At 72.8% G+C, this 20185-nt stretch carries 15 protein-coding genes; 6 read left to right on the top strand and 9 right to left on the bottom strand.

All coding sequences use genetic code 11. The annotated features are described in order from the left end of the window. Window positions 1-365 precede the first annotated feature (365 nt). Window positions 366-4001, top strand: coding sequence for a YobI family P-loop NTPase (locus tag NHH00_RS18355; RefSeq protein ID WP_253054992.1), 3636 nt, complete (start codon window positions 366-368; stop codon window positions 3999-4001). A 628-nt stretch (window positions 4002-4629) separates the two neighbouring features. On the opposite strand, the gene NHH00_RS18360 is transcribed toward NHH00_RS18355, so the two are convergent. Beyond that, the gene (locus NHH00_RS18360; RefSeq protein WP_253054993.1) at window positions 4630-5871 is read right to left on the bottom strand and encodes an ROK family protein; all 1242 of its coding nucleotides are present in this window, start codon (window positions 5869-5871) and stop codon (window positions 4630-4632) included. A gap of 102 nt (window positions 5872-5973) precedes the next feature. On the opposite strand from NHH00_RS18360, the gene xylA reads away from it, so the two are divergent. Both xylA and NHH00_RS18370 read left to right on the top strand, forming a co-directional pair. Then, entirely contained in the window at window positions 5974-7164 is a 1191-nt protein-coding gene (gene xylA, locus NHH00_RS18365; protein ID WP_253054994.1) for a xylose isomerase, read from the top strand. A 1-nt stretch (window position 7165) separates the two neighbouring features. Beyond that, complete coding sequence (locus NHH00_RS18370; protein ID WP_253054995.1) at window positions 7166-8761, top strand: xylulokinase; 1596 nt, start codon at window positions 7166-7168, stop codon at window positions 8759-8761. Window positions 8762-8845: 84 nt separating this feature from the next. Here NHH00_RS18370 and NHH00_RS18375 read toward each other — a convergent pair whose 3' ends face one another. From NHH00_RS18375 to NHH00_RS18395, 5 genes are all read right to left on the bottom strand, one after another. Beyond that, window positions 8846-9178 (bottom strand): hypothetical protein, encoded by a 333-nt coding sequence (locus NHH00_RS18375; protein ID WP_253054996.1) that lies wholly within the window; start codon window positions 9176-9178, stop codon window positions 8846-8848. 120 nt (window positions 9179-9298) lie between these two features. Beyond that, a complete protein-coding gene (locus NHH00_RS18380) occupies window positions 9299-9760 on the bottom strand; it encodes a tRNA (cytidine(34)-2'-O)-methyltransferase (RefSeq protein ID WP_253055127.1) in 462 nt (153 codons plus the stop codon). A 100-nt stretch (window positions 9761-9860) separates the two neighbouring features. Further along, complete coding sequence (locus NHH00_RS18385; RefSeq protein WP_374615274.1) at window positions 9861-11207, bottom strand: RNA polymerase sigma factor; 1347 nt, start codon at window positions 11205-11207, stop codon at window positions 9861-9863. After that, window positions 11204-11623 carry a YciI family protein gene (locus tag NHH00_RS18390; protein ID WP_253054997.1) on the bottom strand — a complete coding sequence of 140 codons (420 nt, stop codon included), beginning with the start codon at window positions 11621-11623 and terminating at the stop codon, window positions 11204-11206. Before NHH00_RS18390 ends, NHH00_RS18385 begins: the two co-directional genes overlap by 4 nt. 47 nt (window positions 11624-11670) lie before the next feature. Then, complete coding sequence (locus NHH00_RS18395) at window positions 11671-12588, bottom strand: LysR family transcriptional regulator (protein ID WP_253054998.1); 918 nt, start codon at window positions 12586-12588, stop codon at window positions 11671-11673. Window positions 12589-12670: 82 nt separating this feature from the next. Between NHH00_RS18395 and NHH00_RS21185 the strand changes: the two genes are divergently transcribed. Continuing rightward, window positions 12671-13672, top strand: coding sequence for a DMT family transporter (locus NHH00_RS21185; RefSeq protein ID WP_253054999.1), 1002 nt, complete (start codon window positions 12671-12673; stop codon window positions 13670-13672). A gap of 193 nt (window positions 13673-13865) precedes the next feature. Then, the gene (gene trpS, locus NHH00_RS18405) at window positions 13866-14993 is read left to right on the top strand and encodes a tryptophan--tRNA ligase (protein WP_253055000.1); all 1128 of its coding nucleotides are present in this window, start codon (window positions 13866-13868) and stop codon (window positions 14991-14993) included. A 108-nt stretch (window positions 14994-15101) separates the two neighbouring features. Here trpS and NHH00_RS18410 read toward each other — a convergent pair whose 3' ends face one another. The 3 genes from NHH00_RS18410 to NHH00_RS18420 form a co-directional block, all read right to left on the bottom strand. After that, window positions 15102-15650: a hypothetical protein gene (locus NHH00_RS18410; protein ID WP_308202346.1), complete on the bottom strand. Its 549-nt coding sequence runs from the start codon at window positions 15648-15650 to the stop codon at window positions 15102-15104. Window positions 15651-15820: 170 nt separating this feature from the next. Continuing rightward, entirely contained in the window at window positions 15821-16456 is a 636-nt protein-coding gene (locus NHH00_RS18415) for a PRC-barrel domain-containing protein (RefSeq protein WP_253055001.1), read from the bottom strand. Between the two features lie 151 nt (window positions 16457-16607). Further along, complete coding sequence (locus NHH00_RS18420) at window positions 16608-18548, bottom strand: phosphoenolpyruvate carboxykinase (GTP) (RefSeq protein ID WP_253055002.1); 1941 nt, start codon at window positions 18546-18548, stop codon at window positions 16608-16610. A 119-nt stretch (window positions 18549-18667) separates the two neighbouring features. Here NHH00_RS18420 and NHH00_RS18425 point away from each other — a divergent pair, with 119 nt between their 5' ends. Continuing rightward, entirely contained in the window at window positions 18668-20176 is a 1509-nt protein-coding gene (locus tag NHH00_RS18425; RefSeq protein ID WP_253055003.1) for an XRE family transcriptional regulator, read from the top strand. Window positions 20177-20185 lie beyond the last annotated feature (9 nt).

Below are 20185 nucleotides of genomic sequence, written 5' to 3' on the forward strand. Positions count from 1 at the left end.
GGTGGTGCCGCGTCTACCATCCGCCGCTCGTTCCTCGCGGCTCCCGCCAGGCCCGCCACGACGCGGCACCACCACCCACCCCGCCCGCCGTCGTCTCGCCCTGGTGTCTGCTCACGCGGGCGGCTACCCTGCGGTGCCCGTTCGCCTGCGCCGCGGCGGACGACCCGATCGCGTTGCGCTGCCCGGACGTCGTCATTTTCCCTGCTCATCCGATGCGTGTTGGTTTCAATGACGTCGGCGCTGAACGGGCGCTGCTCGCCGGGAACGGAAAACAGACACCAAGGCGGGCCAACCGGTGTGCATCGAGCCCACCTGTTCACGAGTGGGCACGGGTGGGAACGGCGCCGACGCCTTAGCATCGCCGCATGCCAAAGCGCGAACGCAGCTCGAACGGCGCCCGTCCGCTCCCGTTTGAGTTCAACCTGCTGACGCCGGCGTACGAGCCGGCGCACCACGAGATCTACCTGAGCCTGCTCGACGCTGCGCTCGCGGAGCCGGACGTCCGGAATGTTGCACTCTCCGGGGCATACGGCACTGGGAAGAGCAGCGTCCTCGTCGGGCTAACCGAGGCCTACTCCCAGGAGGAACAAGGTGTCCTCGCCAGGCTCACAAGGATCACAACGGCCAAGAGGCACAAGTCGCTGAACATCTCGCTGTCGAGCATGGGTCTTGACACCACAGCGGATCTGACGAACCAGATCCAGAAAGAGATCGTCAAGCAGATCCTCTACACCGTCGCGCCTGCGAAGGCGCCACGCTCCCGCTTCGACCGGACCTCTCGCGGACGGAAGCGAGACGGCCTGCTCCTGGCGGCGCTCGTCGGCGCTGCGGTAGCCGCGGCTGCCACGCTCGGGCGGAGTATTGGCTCGAGCGTCGTGCACGGGTTCTCGAACCCTACGCTCGCGTTCGTAGTCACGTTCCTGCTCTCCGGCGCCATCGCCTACCTAGTGCGGCGGATGATGGGTGGCCGCGTGTCGGTAGACCAGGTGGCGGCAGGACCAGCGAGCATCTCGCTCTCGCGGGCCCCGACCGCAAGCTACTTCGATCAGTACCTCGACGAGATCGTCTACTTCTTCGAGGTCACTCAGTACGACCTCGTCATCTTCGAGGACATCGACCGGTTCGACGACACAGGGATCTTCGAGGCGCTGCGCTCGCTGAACACGCTGCTGAATTCCGCGCCGCAACTCCGCCGCAAGCCGGTACGGTTCGTGTACGCGATGCGCGACTCACTGTTCCAAAAGCTCGAGGATGACCTGAAGGAACCGACGGCCCATCCGGACGAGGCCGCCAAGTCGCACAGCGGATATACGGCGACAAAACCGCATGACGTTGCAGCTCAGGACGTCCAGCGGGCCAACCGGACGAAGTTCTTCGACGTCGTGATCCCAGTCGTCCCGTTCATCACTCGGGAGAACGCCCGGGACATCATGACAAGGGCCTTTCGCGCCGATGGATTCGGCGTCAGCGATCGCCTACTGAACATCGTCGCCCGGCACATCGCGGACATGCGGCTCGTGACCAACATCCGCAACGAGTTCAAGGTCTTCCACCATCATCTCATCGCCGGCCCTCACCCGGTCCCCGAACTGGACGCGGACAAGCTGCTTGCGGTGGTCGTCTATAAGAACGTGCATCTGCAGGACTTCGAGAAGATCCGATTCGGCACGAGCAACCTGGACGTTCTCTATGAGCTCGGCCGAGACCTCGTCACCCACAACGTCAAGGAGCGGACGCAGCGCATCCAGGACCTGCGCGCCGCACTTGCCAACCAGGACGCTGCGACGTACCGCAGCGAGATGCTCGGCCGCCGGCTTCACATTGTGATGGGCGACCTCAGCGCGCAGATCACATCACCGCCGTACAACCAGGCCGTGCCGCAGGATCTCCTCACGTCGACAGAATTCTGGCGCGACGTATCCGCAGGAGTCAGCAAAGCATCTGTTGCGACGCGCCACGGGTCGTGGCCAATAACACCCCAGCTCGCGGGGGTGTTGCTGAACGAGCCGCTGACAGCAGAGCGCTGGGACACGCAGGCGCGTCCACAGATGGAGCGTGAACTCGCGAACCTCGAGCGGACCGTAGCCACGCTTTCCCGCGCGACCTGGAAAGTGCTCTTCGGGTCCCCGAGAACGCCAACCGCGTCCGGGGAGACGTTCACGGACGCAACGCGGCGCATCCTCGGGTCCGAACTCGCCGCCGACCTCGTGCAGCACGGCTACCTGGACGAGTACTTCAGCCTGAACATCGCCCCGTTCTACGCTGAGCAGGTCTCCCTCAACGCAATGAACTTCATCCAGCGGAACATCGACAGGGGCGTTTCAGACCTGCTGTACGAGCTGACCGACGCTGACGTCAGCGCAGTCTTGAGCGACCGCCCGAACGCGCTCGAGGACGTGGGCGCCTACAACGTCACCCTGCTCGACCACCTGCTCACAAAGGCGCCGCACCATGCACGCACCGTCATCACGAATGTCGCGAAGATGGGCGCGGAGGAGATCGGGATGCTGTCCGCATACGTCGAGTACGGAAGCATGCCCGGAGAGTTTGTCGAGCAACTCACGCCGTTGTGGTCTTCGATTCTCGCCTACCTGACCGAGGACGTCCGCGTTGATGTCCCGCGTCTTCGGGGCATGGTCGACGCGGCGCTCAGAGCCTGGAGCGACGAGGTCACCTATGAGCTCGGCTCAAGCGTGCGCTCGTTCATTGAAGCCGACTACCGTCAGCTGACTTCCCTCTGTGGTGCCAGTTCAAACCGCAGGGCGGCCGAGCTCGCGGTGAGCGCGGGCGTCATCTTCGCTGACCTCGACCCCGTCGGGGAAGAGGCGCTTGCGCCCATAAAAAAGGCGCGGGCTTACCCAGTGACCGCCTCCAACCTTGCTCGTGCCACAGGGCTCTCATCGTTCAGTCTCGATCGCCTCGCCGCAAATGACGACGTCGTGCACGCGACCGTCCTGGACCGCCTCAGTGAATATCTGCATGCGACAGGGAGCGAGCCGACCGTCGAGGACCCCGCCACGTTTGCCGACGTCCTGGGTGACGTCGCGAACCTCGACGAGGCACTCATCGGTGCCGTCGTGGCGCGGGCGAACCCGGAGTGCGTGCTTGACGATCTGACTGCCTCGCCACCGAGCACTTGGTCGGCGCTGGCATCACACGGACGCTTCGTGCCGAACGTCGCAAACCTGAACGCGTACATCTTGAGCCGGTCGGTCGACGCCCCGCTGGTAAGTCTGATGGAGACGAAGGGCCCGATCGTTGACTGGGATGAGTCTGAGACCTCAAGGGCCGTCGTGGTCGCTATTGTGGGAGCCTCCGAAGCGATCCCCGACCCGGCACAGCGAGTCGACCTAGTGTCGGAAGCCCCGGTCGCACGGCGCCTCGCCGGAAGTGAGATCCCGGACGAGCGGACAAGCATTGTGAGGATGCTCCTCGAGCACGACCTCGTTGACGACGCGCCAGCAACCTTCGCGCCCACCGCGCTCTCTGACCCCGACGCCTTCGCCTCCGCTGTCGCGGCCTCCGAGGAGTTCCGCACCTTCATGTCACCGGCTGTGCTGACGGTCGACCGCGTCGACGCGCTCATGCGTCACGACGAGGTCGACGACACGATCAAGCGCGCAGTCGTCGCCGACCTGCGCTCGTACCTCGCCGGTGCGCCCGCCAGTGCATGTGTCGCGCTAGCGGAGTACAGCCTGAGCCATGACTTGGTGCTGGACGAGGCGGAGCTCGCGACTCTGCAAGGCAGCATCCCCCCGTCCCTGATGGTCCGGCTCCTTGCCGGGTCCGACCTCGCCGGGGGCGAGCTTGTCCCTCATCTGCGTGCTCTGGGCGGGGTGTACGCAGACCTGGTCGAGCACGACGGTGGCAAAGTACAGCTGCCGGAGAACGAAGTTCACGCGCAGATTGCCAACCGGCTGAAGGCCGCCGCAATCGTCTCGCGGGTCCGGAGAGACGGGAAGGGGAACCTGAACGTGTGGCGACACGTCGAAACGAGCTAGCGAGAGCCGCGCGCAGAGCCAAAGGACTGCTCACTGGGGCGCAGCGCCCGCGATCTAGCTATGCGTTCTGTGGTCGGACCGCCGTTTACGAACCAGACCAACACGGTTGGTGTACCTGGCCTCCGTGTAGATCCCCGCCGCGCAGACAAGCTCGGGCCGCGGCCAGTCGCTGGGTGGGAGTCGCCCGTCCGCCGCCCGCTCACTGCCGGGCGAGCGCAGGTCGAGGTCGGCGCCGACTGTGCTACGGGCGTCGGGCGCGACGGCGAAGTGCGCCGACTTGCTGCGGGGCTCAAGCCCAGTTCGTCGGAGCCGCGGTTGCTGTCGGCGCCACCTCGTGTTCGCTCCGGTACGCCCGACGAGTCGTCCACGGATCTCCTTACGCTCAGACCTACTCGCGCGCGGGTGGGCGCAGCGAAGGCGGATTGGGGTGACTCTGGTCGCCTGGGCTTGGCTGGGTGCGGGAGCATCACGTCGCGATAGCCGCAGCAGGCCCGATGCGCGGCGATGATCGCCGGTCCGGCGCCCTCCACGACCGCCGTCGCCCGTTCCAGTAGCGGCGCCATCGACTCTGGCGCGATCGGAGCCGTCGAGTCCTCTCCTCGACCACGGTTCTCCCTCGGCGGAGGGTTCAGTCCTCGGCGACCCAGGCGCTCGGGTCCTCGACGACGCCGCGCAGGACCTCGCGCGCGCCGCCGGTGAGGGCGGCGTGGTCGCCGACCGGGGCGGGGACCAGGACGACGTCCGTCCACGGGGCGGCGAGGACGCGCGTGCGCAGCTCGGCGTCGGCCGCGCTGCGCAGGTAGGGCAGGAGCGCGGGGTAGATGCCGCCGAGCAGGACGGTGTCGATGTCGACGAGGTTCACGTAGTCGGCGAGCGCGCTGCCGAGCGCGGTCCCGGCCCGCTCGACGGCGGCGAGCGCGCCGGGCTCCGCGGCGTCGAGCGCGGCCACGAGCGCCTCGGTGGGCGCGTCGACGGGCAGCCCCGCCCCGCGCAGGAGCGCGTCCTTGCCCGCGTACTGCTCGAGGCAGCCGGTCGCGCCGCAGCGGCAGCGCGGGCCGCGCGGGTCGACGACGACGTGCCCGACCTCGCCGGTCCAGCCGTGGCGTCCGTGGAACAGCCGGCGGTCGACGACGATCGCGGACCCGATGCCGACGTCTCCGGACACGTAGAGGTAGGTCGACGGCGCCGCCTCGGGCGCGGGGTCGGACGCGTCGTCGGCCACGACGCCGTGGCTCGCCTGGGCGAGCGCGGCGAGCTTGGCCTCGTTGCCGATCTCGACGGGGACGTCGGGGCCGAGCCCGAGGAGCGGGCCGGGGTCGAGGTGGGACCAGCCGAGGTTGGGGGCGACCTCGAGCCGCCCCGCGCGCGTGTCGACGAGGCCGGGCAGGGCGAGGCGGGCGCCCGCGACGGTCATGCCGTCGGCGCGGACGCTCGCGAGGAGGTCCTGCGCGATGCGGCCGAGCCGCGCGAGCACGTCGGTGGGGTCGCTGTCGTGGAGGTCGTCGGGGTCGACGTGCTCGGCGACGACGGCGCCCGTGAGGTCGAGCACGCGGCCGCCGAGGTAGTCGACGTTGACCTCCAGGCCGAGCCCGACGATCGAGCGCGGCGCGGGGGCGAGGGGGACCGCGGGCCGGCCGGCGCGCTGCGGGGTCGCGGGCGGGAGCTCGGCGACGATGGCCGCGGCGACGAGGCGGTCCACCAGCGTCGAGACGGTCGCGCGCGTGAGACCGCTCGACGCCGCGATGTCGGCGCGCGAGCACGGCTCGGCGGACTCGAAGACCGCGCGGGCGACGAGAGCGAGGTTGTGCTCGCGCAGCGTGGCCTGCCGGGCTGCTGGGGGACCCGTGCGGGTCGCGACGCTGCGGTTCACGGTCTTGACCTTACCGACCCGGGCGGATAAGTTCATCCGTACGACATAAATAGGCCGTCGGCGCGAGGACAGCGCCGCGGCCCTCTCGACGAGGAGACCACCGTGGCCGACGAGACCACCCGGCACGACGCAGACATCAACTTCTCCTTCGGTCTGTGGACCGTGGGCTGGACCGCGCAGGACCAGTTCGGCAGCGCCAGCCGTCCCGCGCTCGACCCGGCCGAGTCGGTGCGCCGCCTGGCCGACCTCGGCGCGTGGGGCTTCACGTTCCACGACGACGACGTCGTGCCCTTCGGCGCCGACGACGCCGAGCGCACCAAGCGCCTCGACTCCGTGCGCCAGGCGGCGCAGGAGACGGGCCTGGTCATCGAGATGGTGACGACGAACCTGTTCAGCCACCCCGTGTTCAAGGACGGCGGTCTCACGTCGAACGACCGCGGCGTGCGTCGCTACGCGCTGCGCAAGGTGCTGCGCAACGTCGACCTCACCGCCGAGCTGGGCGCCAAGACGTTCGTGATGTGGGGCGGCCGCGAGGGCACCGAGTACGACGGCGCCAAGGACCTGCACTCCGCGCACGAGCGCTACGCCGAGGGCCTCGACCTCACCGCGGCGTACATCAAGGAGAAGGGCTACGACCTCAAGATCGCGCTCGAGCCCAAGCCGAACGAGCCCCGCGGCGACATCTTCCTGCCGACGATCGGTCACGCGCTCGGCCTCATCGCCAAGCTCGACAACGGCGACATCGTGGGCCTCAACCCGGAGACGGGCCACGAGCAGATGGCCGGCCTCAACTACACGCACGGCCTCGCCCAGGCGCTGTGGGCGGGCAAGCTCTTCCACATCGACCTCAACGGCCAGCGCTCGATCAAGTTCGACCAGGACCTCGTGTTCGGCCACGGCGACCTGCTCTCGGCCTTCTTCACGGTCGACCTGCTCGAGAACGGCTTCCCGAACGGCGGCCCCACGTACACGGGCCCGCGCCACTTCGACTACAAGCCGTCGCGCACCGAGAACGAGGTCGGCGTGTGGGACTCCGCGCGCGCCAACATGGAGACCTACCGCCTGCTCGCGCGCAAGGCCGCGGCCTACCGTGCCGACTCCCGCGTCCAGGAGGCGTTCGCGCACTCCGGCGTGTTCGAGCTGGGCCAGCCGACCCTCGCCGAGGGCGAGTCCGTGGCCGACCTGCTCGCGGACCGCAGCGCGTACGAGGAGTTCGACGTCGACGCCGCGGCGAACCGCGACTTCGGCTTCGTGCGCCTCAACCAGCTCGCGCTCGAGCACCTGATCGGCTGAGGTGACGACCGACGCCAGGACGTCCGACGCCGGCGGCGAGCGCACGCTCGTCGCCGGCGTCGACACGTCCACGCAGTCCTGCAAGGTCGTCGTGCGCGACGCCGCGACGGGCGCCCTCGTGCGCACCGGCTCGGCCAAGCACCCCGACGGCACCGAGGTGCACCCCGACGCGTGGTGGGCCGCGTTCCGCGAGGCCGCGTCCGCGGCGGGCGGGCTCGACGACGTCGCGGCGCTCGCCGTCGGCGGCCAGCAGCACGGGCTCGTCGCGCTCGACGCGGAGGGGAACGTCGTCCGCGATGCGCTCCTGTGGAACGACACGCGCTCGGCCCCGGCCGCGCGCGACCTGATCCGCGAGCTCGGCGAGGCCCGCCTCGCCGAGGGCGTCCCCGACGCCCACGACCGGGTCGAGTCCGCGACCGAGGCGGGCGCCCAGGCGTGGGCCGACGCGATCGGGTCGGTGCCGGTCGCGTCGCTCACGGTGACGAAGCTGCGCTGGCTGCGCGACGCGGAGCCGGAGAACGCGGCGCGCGTCGCCGCCGTCGCGCTGCCGCACGACTGGCTCACGTGGCGCATCGCGGGGTACGGCCCGGTGGGCGACGAGTCCGCGCCGCTCGGCCCGGACCTCGACGCGCTCGCCACCGACGCGTCCGACGCGTCCGGGACGGGGTACTACGACGCGACCCGCGACGACGGGGACGACGGCCGGGGCGCGTACCGCCTCGACCTGCTGGAGCTCGCGTTCGGCCGGACCGACGTCGTGCTCCCGCGCGTGGTCGCTCCGTCCGCCGTGGCGGGCGTCGCGCACGCGTCGGTCGCAGGGAGCGCGGTCGAGGGCGGCACGCTGCTCGGCCCCGGCGCGGGCGACAACGCCGGTGCCGCGCTCGGCCTCGGCATGGTCGCGGGCGACGTCGCGGTGTCGATCGGGACGTCGGGCGTCGTGTCCGCCGTGACCGACGACCGCACGGCGGACGGCTCCGGCCTCGTCAACGGGTTCTCCGACGCGACGGGCCGGTACCTGCTGCTCGCGGTGACGCTCAACGCGAGCCGGGTGCTCGACGCGGCGCGCGCCGTCCTCGGCGTCGACCACGCGGGGCTGTCGCGGCTCGCGCTCCAGGCGCCTCCCGGCGCGGACGGGCTCGTGCTCGTGCCGTACCTGGAGGGCGAGCGCATGCCCAACCGCCCCGACGCGTCGGGCACGCTGCACGGGATCCGGCTCGGCACGTCGACGCCGGAGCACCTCGCGCGCGCGTACGTCGAGGGCATGCTGTGCGGCCTCGCGGACGGGCTCGACGCGCTGCGGGCGCTCGGCGTCCGGGTCGAGCGCGTGCAGCTCATCGGCGGCGGCGCGCAGTCCGAGGCGGTCCGGCGCATCGCGCCGCAGGTCCTGGGCCTGCCCGTCACGGTCCCCGAGCCGGGCGAGTACGTGGCCGACGGCGCCGCGCGCCAGGCCGCGTGGGTCCTCGCCGCGCACGAGGCGGGCGGCTCCAGGGAGGACGTCGCGCCGCCCTCCTGGGCCGCGTCGTCGGCCACGGTGGTCGAGGCCGACCCGGTCCCGGCGATCCGCGACCAGTACGCGGCGGTCCGCGACCTCGTCTGACACGACCTCGTGACAGCAGGGAAGGGCCCGGCCCCCGTGAGGGGGTCGGGCCCTTCGTGCGCCCACGACGCGGGGCGGGAGCGGTCAGAGCACGCGGACGACGGGGCCCGTCACTCCGGCCTTGCGGCCCACCGCGGCGGCGCCGGTCACGCCCCAGACCGGGCCCTCGATCGTCACCGACGCGACGCTCGTCGTGGAGACCGAGCGGTTGAGGTTCATCCCGTAGGCGGAGCCGTAGACCTCGAGCAGGACCCAGTCGCACGTGCCCGCGCTGACGGTGAAGACGTTCCCGGTCCGGGTCACGTCGAACGAGCACACGCCGCCGTCGTAGGGGGTCGCGCTCGCCGAGGGCGCGATCGCGACGGCGGCCGCAGCGAGGGCGGAGACGGCCAGGGTGCGCAGTCGGATGGTTCGCATGGAGCTCCTTTGCTCAGGTGTGGGGGCCGGGATCGGCTCGGCCACAGTTCACCGTGGCGCGGCCCTGCCAGCAACTCGTGGACTACGTAACTTTGACCTCCAGCAGGTACGTGCTTTCCCTTACGCGCCGCCGGCGAAGCCCGTCTGCCGCCACGCCTCGTAGACGGCGATCGACGCCGCGTTGGTGAGGTTGAGCGAGCGGCGCCCGGGCAGCATGGGGATCTTGAGCTGGTCCGTGATCCGCTCGTGGGCGAGCACGTCGGCGGGCAGACCCGTCGGCTCGGGGCCGAACAGCAGGACGTCGTCCGGCCGGTAGGTGACGTCCGTGAACGACGTCGTCGCGCGCGTCGTGAACGCGAAGACCCGGCCGGGGAGGGTCGCGAGCGCGGCGTCCAGGTCCGCGTGCACCTCGACGGCCGCGAGGTCGTGGTAGTCGAGGCCCGCGCGGCGCAGCCTGGGCTCGTCGAGGTCGAACCCGAGCGGCTCGACGAGGTGCAGACGCGCCCCGGTCACCGCCGCGAGGCGGATCGCGTTGCCCGTGTTGCCGGGGATGCGCGGCTCGTGGAACACCACGTGGGGCAGGGTCGACGGCGATCGGGCGGCCGGGTCGGCGACGTGCGGCCGCCAGTCGGTGCGGGGGTCGGGGGTCTCGTTCACGCACCGATTCTCGCAGCGTCGCGCGTCACGCCCCGAGCGCGGCGGCCTTGCGGCGCAGCAGGTCCTGCTCGCGCGCGTTCGGGCACAGCCGCACCGCGAGCTCGTACTCCGCGCGCGCCTCCTCGACGCGGCCGAGGCGGCCGAGCAGCTCGGCGCGCACGCTCGGCAGGAGGTGGAACCCGGGCAGACGGTCGGTCGCGACGAGCTCGTCGACGATCCGCAGCGCCGGCGCCGGGCCGTGCGCCATCGCGACGGCCACGGCCCGGTTGAGCTCCACGACGGGCGACGGCGCGAGCCGTCCCAGCGCCTCGTAGAGGAGGACGACGCGGTCCCAGTCCGTCTCCTCGACCGACGCGGCGACCGCGTGGCACTCGGCGATCGCGGCCTGGAGGCCGTAGGCGCCGCGCCCGTGACCGGGCGACCCGACCGCGTCGGCGCGGGCCAGCGCCGCGCGACCGCGCCGGATCGCGGACCGGTCCCAGCGCCGTCGGTCCTGGTCCGCGAGCAGCACGGGGTCGCCGTCGGGCGTGGTGCGGGCGGGGAACCGCGCGGCGGTGAGCTCGAGGAGCGCGACGAGCGAGTGGGCCTCGTGCTCGTCCGGGACCAGTCCGGCGAGGACGCGCGCGAGCCGGAGCGCCTCGTGCGCGAGGTCGGGGCGCAGCCAGTCCTCGCCGGTCGTGGCCGTGGACCCCTCCGTGAAGATCACGTACAGCACGTGGAGCACGGAGCCCAGGCGCTCGCGCCGCTCGTCGGCCGGCGGCACGCCGAACGGCACGCCGGCCGCGGCCAGGGTCTTCTTGGCGCGTGTGATGCGGGCCTGGACCGTCGCCGTCGGCACGAGGAACGCGCGCGCGACCTCGTCGCTCGAGAGGCCCCCGACCACGCGCAGGGTGAGCGCGACGCGCGCCTCCGGCGAGAGCACCGGGTGGCACGCGACGAACATCAGGGCGAGCACGTCGTCGTCGACCTGGTCCGGGTCCCAGAGCAGGTCGGTGCCTGCGCCGTCCGCGGGGCCCGACGGCGGGCCGCCGGTGACGACGGCGCCCTCGCCCAGTCCGTGGGCGAGCGCCGCGTAGCGCTCGTCGAGGGCGGCACGACGGCGGAACGCGTCGATCGCGCGGCGCCTGCCGACCGTGAGGAGCCAGCCCGAGGGGTGGCGCGGCACGCCGTCGCGGGGCCAGGCGACGAGCGCCTCGGCGAGCGCCTCCTGCGCGAGGTCCTCGGCGAGCGCGAAGTCGCCGGTGTACCGCGCGAGCGCCCCCACGATCCGTGCGGACTCGATGCGCCACACGGCCTCGACCGCGCGCCGGCCCGGGTCGGCCTCCTGGCTCTGGCCGACACCCGGACCGGCGCCCGTGCCGGGTGCGCTCACAGCTGGCCGGTCGCCTCGCGCCACGCCCGCTCCTTGCGGATCCACTCGTTGTCCTGCGGGAACTCGTCGATCGTCGTGACGCGGCGGACCTCGACCTTGGCCCCGGGGCCGGAGTACGGGAGCCGCTTGGCCCACTCGACGGCCTCCTCCTTCGACGCGACGTCGAGGACGTAGTAGCCGCCGAACAGCTCCTTGGTCTCCCCGTACGGGCCGTCGGTCACGACGGGCACGTCGGACGAGAGGTCGACGACCACGCCCTGCGCGGCGTCGTCCAGACCCTCGGCCGCGAGCAGGACGCCCGCCCGGATCAGCTCGTCGTTGAACCGCCCGACGGTCTCGAGCATCTCGTCGAACGAGACGTCCTCGAACGCCGCCTGGCTCTCGTCGCTGCCACGCATGATGAGCATGTACTTCATCGTCGTCTCCTGGTGTCGGCGGGCCGGACCTCCCGACCCTCTCATCCTCAGGTCGAACGGGAACCCGCGGGATCGACACGTGCGCCCACGACGTCCCGGAGGGTGTCGAGGACGGCCCGGGCCGGGGGCGTGCCCACGACGGCGTCGCGCAGCACGGCGTGGATCGAGCGCACGGGAGCCGGCCGGACGACGGGGACGGCGACGAGCCCGGGCGGCAGGTGCGCGGCGCCGAGCGCGGGCAGGACCGTGACGCCGACCCCGGCCCCGACGAACGCGATCGCCGTGGGGTAGTCGTGCGCCTCGACGTGGAAGGGCGGGCTGAACCCGGCGGCCATGCACGCCTCGACGAGGTTGCGGCGGCACCAGCCGCGCGCGAAGTCGTTGTCGACCCAGCGCTCGCCGCGCAGCTCGACGAGCTCGACCTCGTCGCGGTGCACCAGGGGGTGGTCGTCGCGCAGCACGACGACGTACGGGTCGTCGAGCAGGTGGTACGCGCGGAAGCCGCCGCCGGGGTCGAACCCGCGCGGCGCGACCACGAGCTGGACGTCGGCCCGCGAGTCGGGGTCGTCCGGGATGGTCTCGCTCAGCTCCAGGTCGAGGCGGACGCCGGGGAAGTCGGTCGTGAGCCGGCGCACGACGTGCGGCAGCCACGCGGCGCCCACGGAGGCGAAGTAGGCGAGGGAGAGCGAGCCGGTCCGTCCCGCGCGCAGGTCCGCGACGACGGCCTCCGCCTCGCCGAGGCGCGCGAGCACGCCGTCGGCCTGGGCGGCGAGCGCGAGCCCCGACGCGGTGGGCCGCACGCCGCGGCCCGCGCGTTCGAGGAGCGTCAGGCCCGTCTCGCGCTGCAGCGCGGCGACGTGCTGGCTCACGGCCGACGGCGTGTACCCGAGCGCGGTCGCGGCGGCCTGGACCGAACCGCTCGCGACGACGGAGCGGAAGATGCGCAGGCGGTGGACGTCGAGCATCCCTCCACGCTACAGCGAGACTGAATCGAGCGGAAGGAACACGTGCTGGTGCTGAACGGTGGGGCGCGCGACCATCGAGGACGTGACCGCACCCGAGACCGCAGCCCCGTCCGTCGTCTCCGCCGCGCCGGCCGGCGGCCCGCCCGCGGCAGCCCCCGCCGCCGCGTCCGGACGCCGCGGCGCCGCCCTCGTCGTCGCGGCCGTCGCCGTCACCGTGGTCCTGTGGGCCTCGGCGTTCATCGGCGTGCGCGCCGCCGGGCACGACTACGACCCCGGCGCGCTCGCGCTCGGCCGCCAGCTCGCGGGCAGCATCGGGCTGACCGTGATCGTCGCCGTGCGGTGGATGCGCAGCGGGCACCGGCCCGTGCTCCCGCGGGGCAGGGTGCTCGTGGGCGTCCTCGCGTGGGGCGTGGGGTGGTTCAGCCTCTACAACCTCGCGCTCAACGCCGCCGAGCGTCACCTCGACGCGGGCACGACGGCGCTGCTCGTCAACGTCGCGCCCGTCCTCGTCGCGGTCCTCGCCGGCGTCCTGCTCGGCGAGGGCTTCCCGCGCCGCCTGCTCGTGGGCATGGCCGCGGCGTTCGCCGGGGTCGCGGTCATCGCGGCGGCGACGTCGTCGGGTGAGCGCGACGTGCTGGGCGTCGCCCTCGGGCTCACGGCCGCCGTCCTCTACGCCGCGGGTGCGACGTCGCAGAAGCGGCTCCTCGCGCGCGTGGACGCGCTGACCATGACGTGGGTCGGGTGTCTCGCGGGCACCGCCGCCCTCCTGCCGTTCGCCCCGGCGCTCGCAGCCGACGCCGCCACCGCGCCGTCGTCGTCGACGTGGGCGGTCGTGCTGCTCGGGCTCGGCCCGACCGCCGTCGCGTTCACGACCTGGGGCTACGCGCTCTCGCGGCTCGGCGCGGGCCGCGCCGCGGCGACGACGTACCTCGTCCCGCCGCTCGTCGTCGTGCTGTCCTGGCTCGTGCTCGCCGAGGTCCCCGCGGTCGTCACCCTCGCCGGTGGCGCGCTGTGCCTCGCCGGGGTCGCGGTCGCGACGCTGCCCGGCCGTCCCCGCAGACCGGGCTCCGTCGCGCGGGGCTGACCCGGGGCTCCGTTCCCGCGGGACCCGCGGCGTAGGGTGGACGCATGATCACGCAGAGCTGGTGGTGGCTGCCCCCGCAGCCGTGACCAGTCCTGCCCCCGTCCCGAGCTGCGCGCCGCAGCCGGGACGTCGTCACGTCCGGGCCCACCCGACCGGGACGCGGCGCGCGGCTCCCCGCCGAAGGAGAGCCACCATGACCACGACCCTCGCCCCCGCCGGGGCGACCCGCCCCGCGGACGGAGCCACGCCGTCGTCGACCGCGTCCGTCGCCGCCGCGCGCGAGCGGTCCGCGCAGATCGAGGCCCGCCTCGCGACCGACCCGTCCGGGTACCGCGTCCTCACCGGCGACCGTCCGACCGGCGCGCTGCACCTCGGCCACTACCTCGGCACGCTCGCCAACCGCGTGCGGCTCCAGGACGACGGCGTGGAGGTCGTGCTCGTCGTCGCCGACTACCAGGTCATCACCGACCGCGACGACGCCGGCGACCTGCCCGCGACCGTGCGGGAGGTCGTGCTCGACTACCTCGCCGCAGGGATCGATCCCGCGCGCACGACGATCTTCGCGCACTCCGCGGTCCCGGCCCTCAACCAGCTCCTGCTGCCGTTCCTCAGTCTCGTCACGACGGCCGAGATCGAGCGCAACCCGACCGTGAAGGCCGAGGCCGTCGCCGCCGCGGCCCGGCAGGGGCGGCCCATGAGCGGCCTGCTGTTCACCTACCCCGTGCACCAGGCCGCCGACATCCTGTTCTGCCACGGCAACCTCGTGCCCGGCGGGCAGGACCAGCTCCCGCACGTCGAGCTCACGCGGACGATCGCGCGCCGCTTCAACCAGCGCTACGCCGCCGCGCGGCCGTACTTCCCCGAGCCCGACGTGCTGCTCGCGCCCGCCCCCACCGTGCTCGGCACGGACGGGCGCAAGATGAGCAAGTCCGCCGGGAACGCGCTGGAGCTGCGCGACGACGTGGACGCCACCGCGCGCTTCGTCCGCCGCCACCGCACGGACTCCGAGCGACACGTCACGTACGAGCCCGAGCGCCGCCCGGAGGTCGCGAACCTCCTCACGCTCGGCGCGTTCGCGGCCGGGACGACGCCGGAGGCGCTCGCGGACGAGGTCGGCGCGGCGGGCGCGGGGCGGCTCAAGCAGGTGGTGACCGACGCGCTCGTCGAGCACCTGCGCCCCCTGCGGGCCCGACGCCGGGCCCTGGCCGCAGGCGACGGCCCCGACCCCCTCGGCGTGCTCCGCGAGGGCAACGCCCGCGCGAACGCGATCGCCGACCGCACCCTCGCCGACGTCCGCGACCTCATGGGCACGGCGTACTGACGGCCACCCGTGCCGTGCCGGACGATGCGCTCCGGTTCGAGTGCTGCACGCGGGAGTGCAGCGCTCGAACCGGGGCGCATCGGTCGTGCCGACGATCTCCTCCCGGTGTTAGGCCTCCAGGCCGGCCCGGTCCACCCTGCGGTGGAAGCGCATGCCCGCGAGGCCGCCGAGGACGGCGCCGACGAGGCTCACCACGGCGGCCGCGACGAGGGCGATGACACCACCGGTCGTGAGGTCGCTCGTGCTCACCGGGATCTGGGGGAACGTGTTGAGCTGCGACAGCACGTTGTACCGACTTCCTGCCACGAGTCCCAGGAGGGCGAGCACGATCGCGACGACCACGGCCCACAGCCACACGGCGAGGCCCTGCTTCGCGCCGTCGAAGCGCGCCATGCGACCCGCGACGTAGCCGCCGCAGTAGTAGGCGACGAACAGCACGACGACCAGCACGATGCCGCCGACGATGCCGATCGTCTCGGCGTTCTCGCTCGCCTGGTCGACGACCTCCTGGGCATCGGTGGTACCGGAGAGGCCGAAGGCCGCGCCGGCGGCGGCGGCCAGGGCCGTGAGCAGGACGGCGGTCCCGGTGGCGGTGAGCCACCCGAAGAAGGCCGAGCCGATCTTGATGCCGCCGTACTCCTCCCTCTCGCGCGCCACGACGGCGTCACGGTCGCGGGCGAGGGACTCGTCCGTGCCGCGAGGGTCCGTGCCGCCACGATCTGTGCCGCGAGGATCTGTGTCGCGAGGATCTGTGCCGTGGGGGTCGGCGCCGCGGGGGCCGTGGCCCGGGCGGTCGTCCTGGGGCGGGGTCGCCCCGTAGCTCGTGCTCATGACCGGCGCTCCTCTCGAGGGTTTCTGCCGGGCGACGACTCGGCGCCGGCGCCCTCGCCCGGGGGCTGCGGAGGCTGCGGCAGCTCGTCGGCGGGCACCGTCTCGGCGACGTACTCCGTGACGACGTAGCGGCGCAGTCGGTACGTGCCCTCCGGGCCGGCTCCGGGGTCGCTCCGCCGGCCTCCGGAGACGAGCGGCGCGTCGTCCCCGGGTGGGCCGGCGGCGTGCCTGCCGACCCCGGCCTCGGCGCTCTCACCCACCCGGTCGTGCTCGGACGTGCCGGCCTCCCGCGCGGAGGGCGCGTCGTCCGGAGCGGACGCTCGGCCGTAGTAGCGGTAGAGCTCCGTCTCCTCCTCGTGCGAGAGGTGTCCTTCGGAGTCGTCGACCCGGGGAGCGTCCTTGACGGTGTCCTTGGTGTACGGGACGCGGACCACGTCGCCCTGGACGTCCGCGTCCGCGAGGGGGACGAAGGACTCGGCGGTGCCGAACAGGCCGGTCTTCACCGTCACCCACGCGGGCTCGCCGGTGCGGTCGTCGAGGAACACCTGGCCGACCTTGCCGACCTTCTCACCGGCCTGCGAGACGACGGTGCCGCCGGAGAGCAGCCTCTCGATCTGGTCCGTGCTGATCATGGTGGGTCCTTCGGTCGGTGCTGCACCGAGGCCCGTCTGCTGGAGCCGACATCTCCATCGTGCGAGCGTGCACGGGCGCACGCACGCGGGCGGCGACCGCCCTGCGCCCCGTCCCCGGTGGTGGGGGACGCGACGCCGGGCGGCCCGCGCGTCAGGCTCCGAGCCGGTCCCGCAGCCGGGCGAGCTGCGCCCACAGCTCGTCGGGCACGCGGTTGCCGAACGTGTCGAAGAACTCCGCGGTCAGCTCGGCCTCGGCGAGCCACTGCTCGGGCGAGACGTCGAACAGGGCGTCGAGGTCGCCGTCGTCCATGTGGAGGCCGCCGAGCTCGAGCGCGCCCGGCGCGGGCAGCAGGCCGACGGGGCTCTTCACGGCGCCGGAGTCGGTGCGCACGCCGCGCGACCGGTCGACCTGCGCCGCGATCCACGCGAGGACGCGCGAGTTCTCGCCGAACCCGGGCCAGAGGAAGCGGCCGTCGGCGTCCTTGCGGAACCAGTTGACCTGGAAGATCTTCGGCCGCTTGTCGGGGTCGAGCGAGGCACCGACGCGGAGCCAGTGCGCCCAGTGGTCGGCCATGTTGTAGCCGCAGAAGGGCAGCATCGCGAACGGGTCGCGGCGCAGCGCGCCGACGGTGCCCTCGGCGGCGGCCGTCTGCTCGGAGGAGATGGTTGCGCCCATGAACACGCCGTGCTCCCACCCGTACGCCTGCGCGACGAGCGGCACGTTGGTCGCGCGGCGCCCGCCGAACACGATCGCGTCGATCGGGACGCCCTCGGGGTCCTCCCACGAGTCGGCGATCGTCGGGCACTGCGCGGCAGAGACGGTGAACCGCGAGTTCGGGTGCGCGGCGGGGCGGCCGGCGTCCGGCGTCCAGTCCTGGCCGGTCCAGTCGATCAGGTGCGCGGGCGGCTCCGGGGTCAGGCCCTCCCACCACACGTCGCCGTCGTCGGTGAGCGCGACGTTCGTGAAGATCGTGTCGCGCGCGAACGTCTCGACCGCGGCCGGGTTGGTCTCGACGCCGGTGCCGGGCGCGACGCCGAAGAAGCCGGCCTCGGGGTTGATCGCGCGCAGGCGGCCGTCGGGGCCGGGCCGCAGCCACGCGATGTCGTCGCCGATGGTCTCGACGGTCCAGCCGGGGATGGTGGGTCGCAGCATCGCGAGGTTCGTCTTGCCGCACGCCGACGGGAACGCGGCGGCGAGGTGGTAGGCGCGGCCCTCGGGCGACGTCGCGCGGATGAGCAGCATGTGCTCGGCGAGCCAGCCCTCGTCGCGCGCCATCGCGGACGCGATGCGCAGCGCGAAGCACTTCTTGCCGAGGAGCGCGTTGCCGCCGTACCCCGAGCCGTAGGACCAGATCTCGCGCGTCTCGGGGAACTGGACGATGTACTTGGTGTCGTTGCACGGCCACGGCACGTCGTCCGTGACGGCGCCGGTGTCGTCGACGAGCGGGGCGCCGACCGAGTGGACCGCCGGGACGAACGGGGTGCCGGCGTCGATGAGGTCCATGACCTCCTGGCCGACGCGCGTCATGATCCCCATGCTCACCACGACGTACGGCGAGTCGGTGACCTCGATGCCGACCTGCGAGATCGGCCCGCCGACCGGACCCATCGAGAACGGGACGACGTACATCGTGCGGCCGCGCATCGATCCCTCGAACACGCCGCGCAGCTCGGCGCGCATGGCCTCGGGCTCGCGCCAGTTGTTCGTCGGTCCGGCGTCGACCTCGGCGCGCGAGCAGATGAACGTCCGGGACTCGACGCGCGCGACGTCGCTCGGGTCGGAGCGCGCGAGGTAGCTGCCCGGGCGCAGCTCGGGGTCGAGGGGGAGCAGGGTCCCGGCGTCGACGAGGAGGTCGATGAGCCGTCGCTTCTCCGCTGCGGAGCCGTCGCACCACACGATCGCGTCGGGCTCGGTGAGGTTCGCGATCTCGCGCACCCACGCGCGGGCGTCGCGGGGGCGCGGGTCGCCGCTCCCGAACGCGGAGACCGAGCCGGACGTGGCACGCAGCCCGACGAGGTCGGTCTCGACGTCGTCGAGCAGGGCGGCGGACCGCGTGCGGCGCGGGTGGACGGTGCGGGCGGCTGTGCTCATCGGGGGCGCTCCCAAGGGTCGGCGGTGGCCTCGTGCTCCTTCCACCTTCGGGCCCCAGCGGTCAGGATTTCCAACCAGGACGCGGTGAAGAATCGCTGATCTTGACATATCGTCAAGTCATGGCCACCTCACCGCCCACGGATCCGCCGAACGGCCGCTCCGGCGGTCGCGCCCGCGAGGAGGCGGCGCCCGGGCCGCAGACGGACCTCCTCACGCTCGGCCGCCGCCTGCGCCACGTCCGCACGACCCGCGGCCTCACGCTCGACGCGCTCGGCGCCGCGGTCGGCACCGCCCCGAGCCTGCTGTCGATGATCGAGAACGGGCGCCGCGAGCCGCGGCTGTCGCTCCTGCAGCACCTCGCCCAGGCGCTCGACGTCTCGGTGACGGACCTGCTCACCGACGAGCCGCCGTCGCGCCGGGCCGCTCTGGAGATCGCGCTCGACCGCGCGCAGCGCGGTCCGCTGTTCGCCGGGCTGGGCCTGCCGGCCGTGAAGGCGAGCCAGAAGCTCCCGCTGCCCGTCCTGGAGCACCTCGTCGGGCTGCACGCCGAGCTCCAGCGCCGCGCGACGGAGGCCGTCGCGACCCCCGAGGAGGCGCGCCGCGCGAACACGGAGCTGCGCCTCGAGCGCCAGGCGCGCGACAACTACTACCCGGAGATCGAGGAGCTCGCCGAGGACATGGCGCGCAAGGCCGGGTACACGGTCGGGGCGCTGACGCACCGCACGGTCGCGCGCATGGCGGAGCAGCTCGGCTTCACGATCTGGCACGTCGACGACCTGCCGCACTCGACGCGCACCGTCACGGACCTGGAGAACGGGCGCATCTACCTGCCCCCCGCGTCCATCCCCGGCGGCCACGGCCTGCGCTCGCTCGCCCTCCAGGCGATCGCGCACCGCGTGCTCGGGCACGAGCGGCCGCGCTCGTACGCGGAGTTCCTGCGCCAGCGCGTCGAGATCACGTACTTCGCGGCGTGCTGCCTCATCCCGCAGAGCGCGGCGGTCGACTTCCTGGAGCGGCGCAAGCGCGAGAAGGACCTCGCGGTCGAGGACCTGCGCGACGCGTTCGGCGTGACGCACGAGGCCGCGGCGCAGCGCTTCACCAACCTCGCGACGGTGCACCTCGGCATCCCGCTGCACTTCCTGCGCGTGGGCGACGACGGCGCGCTGTTCCGCGGCTACGAGAACGACGGGCTCCCACTGCCGGCCGACGTGACCGGTGCGATCGAGGGCCAGATGGTCTGCCGCAGGTGGGCCGTCCGGGAGGCGTTCGCGCGCCGCGACCGCGCGCAGGAGTCGTACCAGTACACCGACACGCCCGCCGGGACGTTCTGGTGCTCCACGCAGACCGGCACGACGACGACCGGCCAGTTCTCGATCGCCGTCGGGGTCCCGTTCGCGTCGGCCAAGTGGTTTCGCGGCCGGGACACGACCGTGCGGCGCCAGTCGTCGTGCCCCGACGAGTCGTGCTGCCGCCGCCCCGCCGCCGACGCGGCGAGGCGCTGGGAGGACGCGTCGTGGCCGAGCGCCCGCATGCACCAGCACGTGCTCTCCGCGCTCCCGTCCGGCGCGTTCCCGGGCGTCGACGCGACAGAGGTCTACGCGTTCCTGGCGAAGCACGCCCCGTCGTGACCGTCAGGT

This window comes from Cellulosimicrobium cellulans, from assembly GCF_024124905.1.
GTDB lineage: Bacteria > Actinomycetota > Actinomycetes > Actinomycetales > Cellulomonadaceae > Cellulosimicrobium > Cellulosimicrobium cellulans_G.